At 70.7% G+C, this 18,940-nt stretch carries 2 protein-coding genes; both read right to left on the bottom strand.

The genetic code is table 11. The annotated features are described in order from the left end of the window. Nucleotides 1-9,358 (bottom strand): non-ribosomal peptide synthetase (locus BGP73_RS19935; RefSeq protein ID WP_069816861.1); only part of this gene is annotated, 9,358 nt, incomplete at its 3' end. After that, nucleotides 9,355-18,852 (bottom strand): non-ribosomal peptide synthetase, encoded by a 9,498-nt coding sequence (locus BGP73_RS19930; protein WP_170837896.1) that lies wholly within the window; start codon nt 18,850-18,852, stop codon nt 9,355-9,357. The genes BGP73_RS19930 and BGP73_RS19935, both read right to left, overlap by 4 nt. Nucleotides 18,853-18,940: the final 88 nt, after the last annotated feature.

Below are 18,940 nucleotides of genomic sequence, written 5' to 3'. Positions count from 1 at the left end.
GCGAGCACAACAACTCCTCACGAACCGAACCCGGCTCCCGATCATCACCAACGACCAACGAGAAATCAGGCGCCGGCAAAGCCCGACGATCCAACTTCCCATTACCCGTCAACGGCAACGAACCCAACACCACAAACGCCGCCGGAACCATATACTCCGGCAACAACCCCGCCACATGCCCACGCAGCACACCGGTGTCGAGGTCGGCTTCCCCGGAGTCGCCGGTGGCCGCACCGTTCGGGACGACGTAACCCACCAGCTGCTTCACTCCGGGGCGGTCCTCCCGGACCACGACGGCGGCCTGGGCCACCGACGGGTGCCGGGCCAGCACCGTCTCGATCTCACCCAGCTCGATCCGGAAACCGCGGACCTTCACCTGGTCGTCGGCGCGGCCGACGTAGTCCAGCTGGCCGTCTCCGGCCCACCGCACCACATCGCCGGTCCGGTACATCCGCTCACCCGGACCACCGAACGGATTGGCCACGAACCGCTCCGCCGACAGATCCGGCCGACCCAGATACCCCCGAGCCAAACCCACACCGGCGATGTAGAGCTCGCCCGCGGCACCGGGCGGCACCGGCCGCAGGCTCTCGTCCAGCACGTACACCCGGCTGTTCGGGACGGGCTCACCGATCAGCGGCCGTGAGGTGTCGGTCGTGCAGGCGCAGAGCGCGTCGACGGTGCACTCGCTCGGACCGTACAGGTTGTAGCCGTTGACGCCCGGGGTGTCACGCAGTTCGGCCCAGAGCGCCGGCCTCACCGGCTCGCCGCCCAGCGCCAGGGCCCTGGGCCGGGCCTTCTCGTCCCGCACCAGTCCGTGTTCGAGCAGCTGCTCAAGGTAGGTGGGGGTGACTTCCATGAAGTCGATGCCGGCGGAGGCCACGTAGGAGACCAGAGCCACCGGGTCACGACGGGTGTCGTCGTCGATGAGGTGCAGCTCGTGTCCGGCGACCATCCACAGCAGCGGGTCCCAGGACGCGTCGAAGGTCATGGCGGCGGTGAGCGCCGCCCGCAGCCGACGGCCGTTGGAGAGCGCGATCTCCCCCGAGTACAGCTCGTCGAAGTGGCTGTGGAAGAGGTTGACCAGGCCCCGGTGCCCCACCAGGACGCCCTTGGGGCGACCGGTCGAGCCGGAGGTGTAGATCACGTAGGCGGAGTTGTCTGGCGTCAGCGGCGCACCGCGGTCGGCGTCCGTCAACGGCTCGGCGGAGAAGCCCTGGGCCTCCTCCCGTATCTCACCGGCCTCGGTGAGCACGGCCACCGGCTCCGTCTCGCGCAGCAGGTACTCCCGCCGGTCAGTCGGCTGCTCGGGGTCGAGCGGCACGTAGACCGCCCCCGACTTGAGCACGGCCAACAGCGCCACGATCAGGTCGGCCGAGCGCGGCAGCGCCACCACGACGTTCCGCTCGGGAGCGGCGCCGCGGCGGATCAGCAGCCGGGCCAGCCGGTTCGCCCGGGCGTCCAGCTCCCCGAAGGAGAGCCGTTCCTCGCCGCAGACCAGGGCGGTCGCGTCCGGGGTCTGGCTGGCCTGCCGCTCGAACAGCGCGGGCAGGGTGGTCTCGGGCACCGTGCGGTCGTAACCGCTCCAGTCCTTGAGGATCTCCTCCCACTCCTGGGAGGAGAGCACCTCGGCCGCGCCGATCGACAGCTGCGGGTCCTCGGTGACCGCCTCCAGCAGCCGGACGAAACGGGTCGCCAGCTGCTCGGCGGTCTCGGGGTCGAAGAGGTCGGTGGCGTACTCGATCCGGCCCTCGACGCCCTCCGGGGTGCCGTCCTCCCCGAACCGCTCCCCCAGCTGGAAGGAGAGGTCGAACTTGGCCGCGTCGACCCCGGCCGGCTGCGGGGCCGCCCGCACACCGCCCAGGTCGAGTTCGGCGGCGGCGTTGTTCTGGAAGGACAGCATCACCTGGAACAGCGGGTGCCGCGCCAGCGAGCGCTCCGGGTTGAGCGCCTCCACCAGGCTCTCGAACGGCACGTCCTGATGCGCGTACGCCGCCAGATCAGCTTCCCGAACCCGCTCCACCAACTCACGGAAGCTCGGATCACCCGAGACATCCGTCCGCAGCACCAGGGTGTTCACGAAGAACCCGACCAGCTCGTCCAGCGCCTCGTCGGTACGACCCGCGATCGGCGAACCGATCGGAATGTCATCCCCCGCGCCCAACCGGCTCAACAACGCCGCCAGACCGGCCTGCACCACCATGAACACACTCGCCCGGCACTCCCGGGCCAACGCCGCCAACCGCTTGTGGGTCTGCGCCGAAAGCTCCAGATCCACCGTCGAACCGCGGTAACTCATCTCCGCCGGCCGCGGCCGATCCACCGGAAGCACCAACTCCTCCGGCAGCCCCGCCAACTCCGAACGCCAGAACTCCACCTGCTGGGCGAGCTCGCTGGCGGGGTCGTTCTCGTCGCCGAGGACCTCCCGCTGCCAGAGGGTGTAGTCGGCGTACTGGACGGGCAGCGGTGCCCACTCCGGCGCACCGCCGGCGGTCCGCGCCCGGTACGCCTCGCTCAGGTCCCGGCCGAGCGGGGCCATCGACCAGCCGTCACCGGCGATGTGGTGCACCACCACCAACAGCACGTGGTCGTCCGGTCCCACCGCGAACAGCCGGGCGCGCACCGGCGGCTCAACCGCCAGATCGAAGCCCTCCCCGGCGGCCTCCGCCAGCGCGGCCTCCAGTCCGTCCGCACCGACCTGCACCACCGGCAGGCCCGGACGGGCCTCGTCCATCGTCAGCACCTGCTGCCGCGGGCGGCCGTCCACATCCGGGAAGACCGTCCGCAGACTCTCGTGCCGCTCCACCACATCAGCGAGCGCAGCCTCCAGCGCCCTGATGTCGAGGGCACCGGAGAGGCGGGCCGCGAGCGGGAGGTTGTAGGTGCCGCTCCGCTCCTCGAACCGGCCCAGGAACCACAACCGCCGCTGCGCCGGCGACAACGGGATCTCCGCCGGACGCTCCATCCGCGCCAACGCCCGACGGGCGCTCTCCGCCTGCGGCAGCAGCTCCACGAGACCGGCCACGGTGGGCGTCTCGAACAGGGCGCGCACCGGGATCTCCACACCGAACTCGGTGCGCACCCGGCTCACCAGCCGGGTCGCCAGCAGCGAGTGCCCGCCCAGCGCGAAGAAACTGTCGTCGATACCGACGGCCGCGCTCTCCTCGCCCTCGGCCGGGGCCAGCCCCAACACCTCGGCGAAGAGCCCGCACAGCCGCTCCTCGCGCTCGTCGCGCGCCGCGCGCCGGGGCCCGGAGGCCAGGGCGGCGAAGTCGGGGGCGGGCAGCGCCCGGCGGTCCAGCTTGCCGTTCGGGTTGAGCGGCAGGGCGTCCAGCATGAGGAAGGCCGAGGGGACCATGTAGTCGGGCAGCGAGTCCGCCAGGTGCGAGCGCAGCTCGTCGGCGGTCACCTCGCCGTCCCGCACCACATAGCCGACCAGCTGCTGCACACCCGGTCGGTCCTCGCGGGCGATCACCGCCACCTGGCGGACGCCCGGGTGACCGGCGAGCGCCGTCTCGATCTCACCCAGCTCGATCCGGAAACCGCGCACCTTCACCTGGTCGTCGACCCGGCCCAGGTACTCGATCTGGCCGTCGGCGGTCCACCGCGCCAGGTCGCCGGTGCGGTACATCCGGCTGCCGGCCGGACCGTGCGGATCGGCCACGAACCGCTCCGCGGTCAGCCCTGGGCGGTTCAGGTAGCCGCGGGCCAGACCGGTGCCCGCGAGGTAGAGCTCTCCCGCCACACCCACCGGTACCGGTCGCAGCGCGGCGTCCAGCACCAGGGTGCGGGTGTTGTGCAGCGGCCGGCCGATCGGCGGGGTGCGGTCGATCTCCTCGTCGGTGTACCAGCTGGTGGCGTAGACCGTCGCCTCGGTGGGGCCGTAGATGTTGGCGAGCCGGCAGCCAGGCACGGCGGCCCGGATGGCGTTGGCCTGGTGCGCGGAGAGTCCCTCTCCGGCCAGCACCACCGTGTCGGCGGCGATCTCCACGCCGCCGCCCTCGACGGTCTGGTACAGCGCCGAGGGCACGGCGCTGATGAGCGTTCCGCTCCAGCCGCCGCCGGGGATCTCCAGCAGCGCCAGCACGTCGCGGACCACCTCGACCCGCCCACCGCTGAGCAGCGGGCCGAACATCTCGAACACCGAGACGTCGAAGTTGAGGGAGGTGGCGGCGAGCACCCGGGAGAGCCGCTCGGGGCCGATCTCCGCCACGGCCCAGGCGGCCAGGTCGGCCACGCTCTGGTGGGCGACGAGCACACCCTTGGGGCGGCCGGTGGATCCGGAGGTGTAGATGACGTAGGCGGGGTGCTGCGGGAGCAGCGGGCGCCGCCGGTCGGCGTCGGTGAGGTCGTCCGCCGACTGCCCGGCCAGGCGTTCCACCAGCGCGGGGTCGTCCAGCAGCAGCCGTTCGGCGGCTTCCGGTCCGGCCTCGCCGTCCGGCAGGCCGGCGGCCGCCTCGGCGCTGGTCACCACCAGCGCCGGGCGGGCGTCGGAGAGCATGTAGGCGATGCGGTCGGCCGGGTAGCCCGGGTCCACCGGCAGGTAGCCGGCGCCGGTCTTCAGCACGGCCAGCACGGCCACCATCATGTCGGCCGAGCGCGGCAGCGAGAGCGCCACCAGCCGCTCGGGGCCGGCACCGCGTTCGACCAGGAGCCGCGCGAGCCGGTTGGCGCGGGCGTTCAGCTCCGCGTACGTCAGCTCGGTGCCGCTCTGCTGCCCGGTCGGGACGTGCAGTACGGCCGGGGCGTCCGGGGTGCGGGCCACCTGCGCCTGGAACAGCTCGGGCAGGGTGGTGACGGGCACCTCCCGGGCGGTGTCGTTCCACTCCTCCAGCCGACGGCGTTCGGCGGCCGAACGCACCTCCAGCGCGCTGAGCGCGGTGTCCGGGGCGTCGGCCACCATGTCGAGCAGCTGGGCCAGCCGCTCACCGATGGTCTCGACCGTCGAGCGGTCGAAGAGGTCGGTGGCGTACTCGACGATGCCGTGCAGGCCCGCCGGGGTGCCGTCCGAGCCGTAGCGCTCCTCGAGGGAGAAGAGCAGGTCGAACTTGGCGGCGTCGACGCCCACCGGCTCGCTGGTCGCGGTCAGCCCGGGGAAGTCGATCTCGGCGCCGGCGTTGTTCTGGAAGGCCAGCATCACCTGGAACAGCGGGTGCCTGGCGAGCGAGCGCTCGGGGTTGAGCACCTCCACCAGGTGCTCGAAGGGCACGTCCTGGTGGGCGTAGGCCGCCAGGTCGGTCTCCTTCATCCGCCCCACCAGCTCCCGGAAGTCCGGGTCGCCGGAGAGGTCGCCGCGGAGCACCAGGGTGTTGACGAAGAAACCGACCAGCTCGTCCAGGGCCTCGTCGGTGCGGCCGGCGATAACGCTGCCGATCGGGATGTCGGTGCCGGCGCCGAGCCGGTTCAGCAGTGCGGCGAGACCGGCCTGCACCACCATGAAGAGGCTGGCCTGGCTCTCCCGCGCGAGCAGGGCGAGTCGCTCGTGGGTCCGCGCGGACACCTCGATGGGGACGCTGGCGCCCCGGTAGCTGGCGGTGGCCGGCCGCGGCCGGTCGGCCGGCAGCGCCAACTCCTCGGGAAGGCCCGCCAGCGCGGTACGCCAGTACTCCACCTGCCGGGCGAGCTCGCTGGCCGGGTCCTCCTCACTGCCGAGGACCTCGCGCTGCCAGAGCGTGTAGTCGGCGTACTGCACCGGCAGCGGCTCGTAGCGCGGCGTGGCCCCGACCGACCGGGACTGGTAGGCGGCCGACAGGTCGCGGATGAACGGCGCCACCGACCAGCCGTCACCGGCGATGTGGTGGACCGACATCAGCAGGACGTGCTCCCGCTCGTCGAGGCGGAACAGCCGCCCGCGGAGGGGGATCTCACGGGACAGGTCGAAGCCCTCGGAGACGGCCTCCTCCAGCGCCGCCGGCAGTTCCTCGGCGGTGACCGGCACCACCGGAAGCTCGACGCGCGCCTCGGTCACCGGGAGCACCCGCTGCACTGGGGCGCCCTCGACGTCGGGGAAGACGGTGCGCAGGGTCTCGTGGCGGGCGACGACGTCGGCCACCGCCTCGGTCAGCGCGTCGGCGTCCAGGTCGCCGGTGAGCCGCAGGGAGAGCGGCAGGTTGTAGGTGGCGCTCGGCCCCTCGAAACGGTTGAGGAACCACAGCCGCCGCTGGGCCGGGGAGAGCGGGACCTCCTCGGGACGGTCGGCCTTCCGGAGCGCCTTGCGGGCCCCGTCGGCGCCCGAGAGCAGCGCGGCGAGCGCGGCGACCGTCGGGGCCTCGAAGAGGGACCGCACCGCGAGTTCCGCACCGAAGGCGGTGCGCACCCGGCTGACCAGCCGGGTGGCGAGCAGCGAGTGGCCGCCCAGGTCGAAGAAGCTGTCGTCGATGCTGACCCGGGGCAGCCCCAGCACCTCGGCGAACAGGCCGCAGAGGATCTCCTCCTGCGGCGTCCGCGGCGCCCGGCCGACCGGCGCCCCCTCGACGCCGGGCGCGGGCAGCGCCTTCCGGTCGACCTTCCCGTTGGTGGTGAGCGGAAGGGTGTCCAGGGTGACGAAGACGGAGGGGACCATGTACTCGGGCAGCGCGGCGGACACCAGGGACCGCAGCTCGGCCGCGTCGATCCCGGCGTCCGTTCCGCCCTCGGGCACGACGTAGCCCACCAGCCGCTTGTCGCCGGGCCGGTCCTCGCGGACGACGACGGCCACCTGTGCCACCCGGGGGTGGCGGGCCAGCACGGCCTCGATCTCGCCCAGCTCGATCCGGAAGCCCCGGACCTTCACCTGGTCGTCGGCGCGGCCGAGGTACTCGACCTCTCCGCGGGCGTTCCAGCGCACCACGTCGCCGGTGCGGTACATCCGCTCACCGGGGGCGCCGAAGGGGTGGGCGACGAACCGCTCGGCGGTGAGCGCCGGGCGGTTCACATAGCCGCGGGAGAGTCCCGGACCGGCGATGTACAGCTCGCCGGGGACCCCGGGGGGCACCGGCCGCAGCAGGGCGTCCAGGACGTAGACGGCCATCCCGTCGAGGGGGCGGCCGATCGGGACCGTCTCGGGCACCGCGTCGGCCGACTCCAGCCGGTGGGTGGTGGCGAAGGTGGTGGTCTCGGTGGGACCGTAGCCGTCGACCAGCACCAGGCCCGGGCAGGCCTCCAGCACCCGCCGGGCGGCGGCGGCCGGCACCACGTCTCCGCCGGTCCACACCTCCCGCACGCCGGTGAGGCAGTCCGGCGCGTCCTCGGCCAGCAGCCGGAACAGACCGGCCGTCAGCCAGAGTCCGGTCACCTCGTGCCGGGTGACGACGTCCCGGACGCGTACCGCGTCCAGGTCCCCGGGCGGGGCGACCACGACGCTGCCGCCGCCCAGCAGCGGCGCCCAGAGTTCGTAGGTGGAGGCGTCGAAGGCCTGCGGCGAGTGCAGCAGCACCCGCTCGTGCCCGGACTCGAAACGCCGGTCGCGGGCGAGTGCCACCACATCACGGTGTGTAACCCCGACGCCCTTGGGTAGACCTGTGGAGCCGGAGGTGAACATGATGTACGCGAGCTGCGCGGGGTGGACCGTCACATCCGGCGCGGGCTCCTCGGCGGGGCCGTCCTCGTCGGCGGCGAGTTCGCCGTCGAGCACCTTGCCGACCTCGATCACCTGCGCGTTGTGCTCGAAGGAGGCGCCGTCCGCGGCCGAGTCGGCCAGCAGGACCGCGGCTCCGGTCTCCGCCATGATGGCGCTCATCCGGGAGGCCGGGAAGCGGGCGTCCAGCGGCACGTACGCCGCACCCGCCTTGAGCACCGCCAGCACGGCGACGACGAGTTCGGCCGAGCGCTCCATCAGGATGGCGACCCGGCTCTCGGGGCGTATCCCCTCGGCTATCAGCCGGTTCGCGAGCCGGTTGGCGCGGCCGTCCAACTCCCCGTACGTCAGGGTCTCGTCGTCGGCGATCACCGCGAGGGCGGTCGGGCTCCAACCGACCTGTGCGGCGAAGAACTCCAGCACGGAGAGGGCGGAGGGCTCGTCGTCCCCGGTGTCGTTCCACTCCCGGAGCACCTGCCGGCGCTCGGCGGGGCAGAGCAGGTCGGTCTTGCCGACCGGCTCGGCCTGCCGCTCGGCGGCGGTCTCCAGCACCCGCACCAGCCGGTTCACCATGGCCTCGACGGCGGCGCGGTCGAAGTCGTCGGTGCGGAAGTCCAGGCGGAGTTGGAGGCTGTCACCGGGCACGGCGGTGAGGATCAGCGGGTAGTGGGTGGCGTCCCGCCCGTCGATGCCCGCGATCTGGAAGTCCTTGCTCGGCATCTCCAGTACGGCGGAGTCCAGCGGGTAGTTCTCGAAGACGACCAGCGTGTCGAAGAGTTCGCCGATACCGGCGAGCTCCTGGATGTGGGTCAGCCCGAGGTGCTGGTGGGCCATGAGGTCGGCCTGCTGCGTCTGGAGCCGGGTGAGCAGTTCGCCGAGGCTCTCGGCCGGGTCCAGCCGGACCCGGACCGGCAGGGTGTTGATGAACAGCCCGACCATCGACTCGATGCCCGGGATCTCCGGCGGACGGCCGGAGACGGTGCCGCCGAAGACGACGTCCTCGCGGCCGGTGAGCTGACCGATCACCAGCGCCCAGGCAGCCTGCAGCAGCGTGTTGAGGGTGTAGCCACCGGTACGGGCCCGGGCGGTGAGGTCCCGGGTGAGCTCCGCCGGAAGGTCGACGGTCACCCGGTCCGGCACCGCGGAACCGCGGTCGTGGTCGCTGGGGGCGACCATCGTCGGCTCCTCCAGGCCGCTGAACACCTGCCGCCAGGCGGTCTCGGCGGCGGTGCGGTCCTGCTTCGCCAGCCAGGCCAGGTACTCCCGGTAGGGAGTGATCCTCGGTAGCGAGGTGTCGTCGCCGCGCTCGGCGTAGAGCGCGAACAACTCGGTGACCAGTACCGGCATCGACCAGCCGTCGAGCAGGATGTGGTGGTTGGTGATGACGAACCGGTAGCGGTCCGGCCCCATGGTGATCAGCGCGAACCGCATCAGCGGCGGGCGGCGGAGGTCGAAGCGCCGTGCGCGGTCCTCGGCCAGCCAGCGCTCCAGGGCCGGGACGCGGCCGTTCTCCGGCAGGTCGCTGAGATCGTGCTCGGCCCAGGGCAGCTCCACCTCGTAAGGGATGACCTGCACCGGTTCGTCGAGCTTCTCGTAGAGAAAGGCCGCGCGGAGGTTGGCGTGGCGCCGCAGCAGGGCCTCGGCGGCCGCACGCAGCGCTTCGGTGTCCAGCCGGCCCTCGATCTCGAAGGCGAGCTGCACGGTGTAGACGTCCGAGGCTTCCTCGTCGTAGACCGCGTGGAACAGCAGCCCCTGCTGCAGCGGCGACAGCGGAAGGATGTCCTCCAGGCCGGACTTCGTCACTTCAACATCCCCCACTCGGCTTCCACAAGATTGATGTCGTGCTGGCTGAGGTTGACCAGCGGGAGGTCGGACGGCGTGTAGCCACCCGCCTCAGGATCCTCACTATGCGTCACCAAAGCCTTCAAAGCCCGGAACCAGCCCTCAGCCAACTCCCGAACCTCAACCTCAGTGAACAACTCCTCAGGCCAGGACCAACCAGCCACCAACCGAGGACCATCCACATGATCCTGAGTAACCGCGTTCACATCCAACGCATGATGCAACCGCATACCCGGATCACGCCCATCACCCAGATCGACGTCACTCCGCACAGCCCAATCAGCGACAGCCCCATCACCAGAACCATCCGCCGCATCAAACCGGCCCAAATAATTGAACCCGACCTGCGGAACAGCCCCGCCAGCCAAAACCCCAGCCGTCTCCGGATTCAAATACCGCAACAAACCAAACCCAAGACCACGATCAGGCAACGAATGCAACTGCTCCTTCACAGCCTTCAACGCCCGACCAGCAGCCGGCCCCCCAGCCCAAACCTCATCCCACTCTGACTCGACAACACCCACATCAAGCCGAACCGGGAACATACTCGTAAACCAACCAACCGTCCGAGAAAGATCAACCCCCTCAACAAACTCCTCACGACCATGACCCTCCAGATCAACCAACACCCCAGAGGACCCCACACCACCCCGACGACGCCGCCAATCAGCAACCGCCAAAGCAAAACCAGTCAACAAAACATCATTGACCCCCGCATGAAAAGCAGCCGGAACCCGCGTCAACAACGCATCCGTCCACTCAGCATCCAAAGTCAACGACACCCGACGCACCGAACCGGCAACATCCCGCTCCCGATCCAACGCCCGAGCCCCAAGAACCGGATCCGCAGCCTCCAACATCGAAGACCACACACCCAACTCACCAACCCGCCCAGCAGACCGAGCCTCCTCAACCAAACACTCAGCCCACCGCCGGAACGACGTACCCACCGGCGCCAACACCGGCACACCACCAGCAGCAACCGCCCCATACGCCTCAGCAAGATCCGGCAACAGAACCCGCCACGAGATCCCGTCAACCACCAGATGATGCGCAACCAACAACAAACGCCCAGCCCGACCCGGCCCACCATCGAACCAGACCACCTGCAACATCACACCAGCACCAGGATCCAACCGACCCTGAGCCGCCCGAGCCTCACCCGCAATATCCGCACCATCCAGCGCAACCCGCCGGAAAACATCCCCCACAACCACCGAACCAGCCGGCCGAACCTCCAACGACCAACCAGAACCCGAAGACGAGTCAGCAGAACCCCGATCCAACCGCAGACGCAGCGCATCATGCCGATCCACCACCGCCTGCAAAGCCCCAACCAGGAACTCCTCAGAACAACCAACCGGAGCCTGCACCAACATCGACTGATTGAACCCGTCGACCGGACCACCCAACTCACGCAACCACTCCACAATCGGAGTAGCCACCACCGGCCCAACACCCGCCAACGGATCCTCAACCACACCAGCCACGGAATCCCCAACCGCGACCGCAACCCCCGCCAACGCCTCCGGCGTCCGATGCTGAAACACCTCACGAGGCGTCAACAACAAACCAGCCTTACGCGCCCGAGACACCAACTGAATCGAGACAATACTGTCCCCACCCAGCTCAAAGAAACTGTCCCCGACACCAACCCGCTCCAAGCCCAGAACCTCAGCAAACAGGGAGCACAACAACTCCTCACGAACCGAACCCGGCTCCCGATCATCACCAACGACCAACGAGAAATCAGGCGCCGGCAAAGCCCGACGATCCAACTTCCCATTACCCGTCAACGGCAACGAACCCAACACCACAAACGCCGCCGGAACCATATACTCCGGCAACAACCCCGCCACATGCCCACGCAGCACACCGGCGAGCGCGCCGCTGTCCTCCAGGTCGCCCGGGTCGGTGGGCACCACATAGCCGGCGAGCCGCTTGACACCGGGCTGGTCCTCCCGGACCACGACCGCCACCTGGGCCACCGACGGGTGCTGGGCCAGCACCGTCTCGATCTCACCCAGCTCGATCCGGAAACCGCGGACCTTCACCTGGTCGTCCGCACGCCCCAGGTACTCCAGCTGGCCGTCTCCGGCCCACCGCACCACATCGCCGGTCCGGTACATCCGCTCACCCGGACCACCGAACGGACTGGCCACGAACCGCTCCGCCGACAGATCCGGCCGACCCAGATACCCCCGAGCCAAACCCACACCGGCGATGTAGAGCTCGCCGGGGGTCTCCGCGGGGACCGGCCGCAGGCCCTCGTCCAGCACGTACACCCGGCTGTTCGGGATGGGGGTGCCGATGGGCGGCAGGCCCTGCCCGGGGGTGAGCGGACCGCTGGTGGTGGCGGCCACGGTCGACTCCGTCGGGCCGTAGGCGTTCACCATCCGACGGCCGGGGGCCCAGCGGTCCACCAGTTCGGCCGAGGTCGCGTCACCGCCGACCACGAGCGAACGGAAGGCCGGGAAGTCGCGGTCGGGAACGCTCGCCAGCGCGGCCGGGGGGATCAGCGCGTGGGTGACCCCGGACTCCTCCAGCAGGTCGGCCAGCACCTCGCCGGCGAGGGGGCCGGGCGGCGGTACGACGAGCGCGGCGCCGGCCGCGTAGGTCATGCAGATCTCGAGCACCGAGGCGTCGAAGCTGGGTGAGGCGAACTGCAGCACCCGGCTGTCGCCGTCCACCGCGAACCGCTCCACCTCGGCCGCCGCGAAGCTGGCGATGCCCTCGTGGGTGACCATGACGCCCTTGGGGCGACCGGTCGAGCCGGAGGTGTAGATGACGTAGGCGGGGTGGGCCAGCGGCAGTTCCGCACCGGGGTCGGTGGACGGGTAGCCGGACAGGTCGGTCCGGTCCAGCAGCAGCACGGGGACCGGGCCGGCGTCCGGCAGCCCCTCGGCCGCCGCCGAATCGGTCAGCAGCAGCGCCGGCTGGGAGTCGGAGAGCATGTAGCCGATGCGCTCGGCGGGGTAGTCCGGATCGATCGGCAGGTAGGCGGCGCCAGCCTTGCCGACCGCGAGCTGTGCGACGACGATCTCCACCGAGCGGGGCAGCGCGAGCGCCACCACCCGCTCCGGGCCCACCCCACGCTGGATCAGCAGCCGGGCCAGCCGGTTGGCCCGGGCGTTGAGCTCGGTGTACGAGATCTCCTCGCCCTCGTGGATCACCGCCGGTGCGTCCGGGGTGCGGCTCACCTGAGCGCGGAAGAGGTCCGGGAGGCTCACCGGCTCGATCGGGCGGGCGGTGTCGTTCCACTCCTCGAGGAGCTGGCGCCGCTCCTCCTCGGAGAGGACCTCGGCCGCGCCGATCGGCGCCTCGGGGTCCGCCGCGACGCTCTCCAGCAGCCTGCCCAGCCGGTCGGCGAGGCCCTCCACGGTCTCGCGGTCGAAGAGGTCCCGGGCGTACTCGACGGAGCCGAGGATGCCGGACTCCAGACCCCCGTCGTAGCTCTCCTCCAGCGTGAAGGCGAGGTCGAACTTGGCGGTGTCGATCGACACCGGCTGCCGGCTCACCCGGACGCCGGGCAGCTCCACGGCGGCCTCCGGCGAGTTCTGCACCGACACGGACACCTGGAAGAGCGGGTGGCGGGCGAGCGAACGCTCGGGGTTGAGCGCCTCCACCAGCCGCTCGAACGGCACCTCCTGGTGCGCGTACGCGGCCAGGTCGGTCTCCCGCACCCGGGCCAGCAACTCCCGGAAGGACGGGTCGCCGGAGGTGTCTGTCCGCAGCACCAGGGTGTTGACGAAGAAGCCGACCAGATCGTCGAGCGCCTCGTCGGTGCGACCGGCGATCGGGGAGCCGAGCGGCACGTCGGTCCCGGCACCGAGCCGGGTGAGCAGCGCGGCGAGACCGGCCTGCACCACCATGAAGAGGCTGGTGCCGGTCTCCCTGGCCAGCGCGGTGAGGCGGCGGTGCAGCGCGGCCGGGAGGGTGAACGGGAGGGTGTCGCCGCGGTAGCTCATCCGCGGCGGCCGGGGGCGGTCGGTGGGCAGCGGCAGTTCCTCCGGCAGGCCCGAGAGCCGCTCCCGCCAGTACTCCAGCTGCTTGCCGAGGGCGCTGTCCGGGTCCTCCTCGTCGCCGAGCACCTCCCGCTGCCAGAGGGTGTAGTCGGCGTACTGCACCGGCAGCGGTGCCCACTCCGGCGCACCGCCGGCGGTCCGGGCCCGGTACGCCTCGCTCAGGTCCCGGGCGAGCGGCGCCAGCGACCAGCCGTCACCGGCGATGTGGTGCAGGAGCACCAGCAGCACGTGGTCGTCCGGACCGACCGTGAAGAGTTCGGCGCGCAGCGGGGTCTGGTTGACGATGTCGAAGCCGGTGGCGGCGGTCTCGGAGAGGACGCTGTCCAACTCCTCCGGGGAGACGGTGCTCAGCCGCAGCTCCGGCCGGGCGGCCTCGCTGTCCAGGATCACCTGGCGGGGGTGGCCGTCCTCGTCGGGGTAGATCGTGCGCAGGCTCTCATGACGTTCGGCGACATCGGCGAGGGCGGCGCGGAGCGCCTCGGCGTCCACCGCGCCCTTCAGCCGGAGCGAGAGGCCGAGGTTGTAGGTGCCGCTCGGGCCGTCGAAGTGGCCGAGGAACCAGAGCCGCCGCTGCGCGTGGGAGAGCGGGAGCACGGCGGGGCGCTCCATCCGGCGCAGCGCTTCCCGGGCGCCGCCGGCGGTGCCGAGCGCGGCGGCGAGGGCCGCGACCGTGGGGGCTTCGAAGAGGCTGCGCACGGTGAGTTCGACACCGAGGGTGGTGCGCACCCGGCTGATCAGCCGGGTGGCGAGCAGCGAGTGGCCGCCGAGTTCGAAGAAGCTGTCATCGATACCGACCCGCTCCACACCAAGCGTCTCCGCGAACAACCCACACAGGATCTCCTCCTGCGTCGACCGCGGAGCCCGACTCCCCACCGACGAACCGAACTCCGGAACCGGCAACGCCCGCCGATCCAACTTCCCGTTCGCCGTCACCGGCAAAGCATCCAACACCACGAACGCCGCCGGAACCATATAGTCCGGCAACACCCCCGCCACATGCCCCCGCAACCCACCAACATCAACACCACCAGCAGCATCAGCAGCAACCACATACGCCACCAACCGCTTGTCCCCCGGACGATCCTCCCGCACCACAACAGCCACCTGGCCAACACCCACGTGCTGCGCCAACACGGCCTCGATCTCACCCAACTCGATCCGGAAACCCCGGACCTTCACCTGATCATCAACCCGACCCACATACTCCAACCGACCATCCGCAGCCCACCGCACCACATCACCCGTGCGATACAACCGCTCCCCCGGACCACCGAACGGATGCGCCACAAAACGCTCCGCCGACAACCCCGGCCGATTCACATACCCCCGAGCCAAACCACAACCAGACACATACAACTCACCAGCCACACCCGGCACCACCGGACGCAACCACTCATCCAGCACGAACACCCGCGTGTTCACCACCGGACCACCAATCGACGGCGCCACCCCATCAGCCACCAACGGCCCACTCATCGTCGCGCACACCGTCGACTCCGACGGACCATAAGCGTTCACCATCAACCGACCCGGAGCCCAACGCCCCACCAACTCAGCCGAACACGCCTCACCCGCCGTCACCAACACCATGCCCTCAGGCAACCCAGCACCACCCATCGCCGCCAACACCACCGGCGGCAACGTCGCATGCGTCACCCCGAACCCCGACAACGTCGAAGCCAACACCTCACCAGCAGCCAACCGCTCCGCCGACGACACCACCAACGCCGCACCCGACAACAACCCCATGCAGAGTTCCCAGAAGGCGGCGTCGAAGCTGGGGGAGGCGAACTGCAGCACCCGCGAACCAGGACCGACCCCGAAGGCGGAACGCTGGCTGGCGAGCAGGCTGGCGATACCGGAGTGGGACACCGCCACCCCCTTGGGCCGGCCGGTGGAACCCGAGGTGTAGATGACGTAGGCCGGGTTGGCGGTGGAGAGTTCCACGTGCGGGGTGGCGTTCGGCCAGGCGGAGACGTCGAGGATGTCCAGGAGGGCCCGCGGGCCCGCACCCGTGGGCACCCGGTCGACGAACTCGCTGGTGCTCAGCACGAAGACGGGGCGAGCGTCCTCGAACATGTAGGCGATGCGCTCGTCGGGGTAGGCCGGGTCGACCGGTAGATAGGCCGCCCCCGCCTTCATGACCGCCAGCGCGGCCACCACCATCTCCACCGACCTCGGCAACACCAGCGCCACGAACCCCTCCGGGCCGACGCCGCGTTCGGAGAGGTACCGGGCGAGCCGGTTGGCCCGGCCGTCGAGCTCCGCCGCGGTCAGCTGACCGCCGTCGAAGAGCACCGCCGGCGCCTCGGGGTCCTCCGCCACCCGGGCCGCGAAGAGTTCGGGGAAGGTCTGCCCCGGCACCTCGGCCGCGGTGGCGTTCCACTCCCCCAGCACCCGCTCCCGCTCACCCGGGCCGAACACCTCGACCCCACCGACCCGCACATCCGGATCAGCGGCGACCGCCTCCAGGAACCGCACCAGACGATCCGCGATCCCCTCCACCGTCGACCGGTCGAACAGATCCACCGCGAACTCGACACTGCCGTCCAGACCAGCCGCCGCACCATCGGCCGCGAAGGCCTCGCCGAGGTGGAAGGAGAGGTCGAACTTGGCGGTGCCGGTGTCCATCGGGCTGGCCTCGGCGGCGAGTCCGGGCAGGTCGAGCACCGGGTCGGCGTTGTCGTCCAGGGCCAGCGCCACCTGGAAGAGCGGGTGCCGGGCCAGCGACCGCGCCGGACTCAACACCTCCACCAACCGCTCGAACGGCACGTCCTGATGCGCGTACGCCGCCAGATCCGTCTCCCGAACCCGACCCAGCAACTCCCGGAAGGAAGGGTCACCGGAGACATCCGTCCGCAGCACCAGGGTGTTCACGAAGAACCCGACCAGGTCCTCCAACGCCTCATCCGTACGACCGGCGATCACACTCCCCACCGGCACGTCCACCCCGGCACCCAACCGCGTCAACAACGCCGCCACCGCCGCCTGAACCACCATGAACATACTGCTGCCGCTCTCGGCGGCCAGTTCGGTGAGCCGGGCGTGGCTCTCCGCCGACAGATGGAACGGCACCCGCCCACCGCGGTAGCTGGCCACTGCGGGGCGCGGCCGGTCGGTGGGGAGTTCCAGCTCCTCGGGGAGGTGGGCGAGCGTGGAGCGCCAGTAGTCCAGCTGTTCGGCGAGGACGCTGCCCGGGTCGTCCTCCGCACCGAGGAGTTCCCGCTGCCAGAGGGTGTAGTCGGCGTACTGCACCGGCAGCGGCGTCCACTCCGGAGCGGCGCCCCGGTGGCGGGCGGTGTAGGCGGTGGACAGGTCCCGGGTGAAGGGGGCCGCCGACCACCCGTCACCGGCGATGTGGTGGATGACCACCAGCAGGACGTGCTCCTCCGCGCCGAGCCGGAAGAGGGTGGCGCGCAGCGGGGTCTGGGTGGCGAGGTCGAACCCCTGCCGGGCCGCCTCGGCCAGCGCCGCGTCGAGTTCCTCGCCGGTGACCGATGTGACGGTCAGTTCCGGGCGGGCGTCCTCGGCGTCGAGGACGTGCTGCCGCGGCTCCCCGTCGACCTCGGGGAAGACCGTCCGCAGGCTCTCGTGGCGGGCCGCCACGTCGTGCAGCGCGGCCCGTAGTGCGGGGGTGTCCAGTTCTCCGGTCAGCCGGATGGCGACGCCGTCGTTGTAGGTGGCTCCGGACTCCTGCATCTGGTTGAGGAACCAGAGCCGGTTCTGTGCCGGCGACAGCGGTACGGCCGCCGGACGCTCCCGCACCCCGAGCGCGGGGCGCGCCTCCTCGGCCAGGCCCAGCCGCTCGACGAGCACCGCGACGGTGCCGGACTCGAAGACGGTGCGCAGGGTGAGCTCCGCCTTGAAGACCGAGCGGATCCGGCTCACCAGCCGGGTGACCTGAAGCGAACTACCACCCAGCAGGAAGAAGTTGTCGTCGATCGACACCTCCTCCACGCCCAGCACCTCGGCGAACAGCTCGCACAGCTGGGCCTCCTGCGAGCTCCGCGGGGCGCGGCCGTCCGCCGCCGCGCCGCTGCCGTCCACACCGCCGCCGAGCAGGGCCGCCGCGGGGTCGGCGGCGGGGGCCGCGGTCACGGCCACGCCGTCGGTGGCTATCTCGATCCGGTCGACCACGTCCTGCGGGTCGGCCTCGCCCAGGTGGTGCAGGAAGTCCACGAAACTCCGCTGCAGCGCGGCGAGTCGGTCCTCCGAGTAGAGGTCGGGGTTGGCGTCGAAGTCGATCTGGAGACCGCCGTCGGTCCCGCGGTCGTAGACGACGAAGGAGACGTCGTGGGCCGGGCCGATGTTGAGCGTGTGCGGCCGGGCGGAGTGGCCGGCGAACGGCACCACGTAGTCGAAGGACATCATGTTGACGTGCGGGCCGACCAGCTGACGTGCTCCGGACGGGATCCGCAGTTCGCGTCGGAGGTCTTCCAGCGGGTAGCGCTGGTGGCGCATGGCTCCGCGCATCTCGCCGGTGACCCGGTCGAGGAGTTCGGCGACGGTGGCCCCCGCCGGGGCGGCCAGCCGCAGCGGCAGCACGTTGGCCACCATGCCGGGCGACCGGCGGGCCGCCTTGCCCAGCCGGGCGGTCACCGGCAGTCCGAGCACCACCTCGTCCACACCGGTCAGCCGCTGGAGGTACACGGCGATGGCCGCGGTGACCACCGGGGGCCAGGGGATGGCGGAGGTGTCCGCCAGCCGGCGGAGCCGGTTGGTCTCCTCCGCTCCGAGGAACTCCGTCCGGCGCACCAGCCCGCGGACGGGCGTGAGGGGCTTGCCGGAGAGACTGACCGGCTCCTGGCAGCCGGCCATCCGCTCCACCCAGTAGTCCCGGTCGACGCCGTACTTCTTGGAGTCGCGGTAGCCGATCTCCTTGTCCAGCAGCGCTTCCAGCGGACCGAAGGGGTTCTCGCTCACCGGCTCGCCGGCGACCAGCGCGGAGTAGACCTCCGCGGTGCGGTGGCCCACGGCGGCCACGCTGAAGCCGTCGACGAGTATGTGGTGGTAGCGGTAGAGCCAGAGGTAGTGGTCCTCGGCGAGCTTGAGGAGCGCGAAGCGGAAGAGCCGGTCGTGCAGCAGGTCCAGCGGGCGGGCCAGGTCGGCGTCTATCCACTCGCGCGCCGCCGCCCAGGGGTCGCGCTCCCCGGTCAGGTCGACCCGGTCCAGCTGCCAGCCGAGTTCGGTGGAGTCCACGACGTACTGCGCGGGCGCACCGTCGACGGTGGTGAACCGCACGCGCAGCGCCTCGATCTCGTCCACCACCCGGCGCAGCGCCGCCTCGAAGAGGTAGACGTCCACCGGGCCGTCGATCTCCATGAACTCGCCGGTGTTGAAGGTCGTGTTCTCCGGGTCCAGCTGCTGCGCGAACCACACACCGGACTGGGCGGCAGTCAACGGCAGGTGGGCGTCCCGATGATCAGACACAACCATTCATCCTTACCAAAACGGAAACAGTCCAGCACACGACGGCTCGGCCATGTCTAACAGCAGGAATGGCCTCTCACAACATCGG

It is taken from the genome of Streptomyces sp. TP-A0874 (assembly GCF_001748085.1).
Lineage (GTDB): Bacteria > Actinomycetota > Actinomycetes > Streptomycetales > Streptomycetaceae > Streptomyces.
Note: the sequence above shows the minus strand (reverse complement) of the source record. Positions and strands in the feature narration are given on the sequence as shown.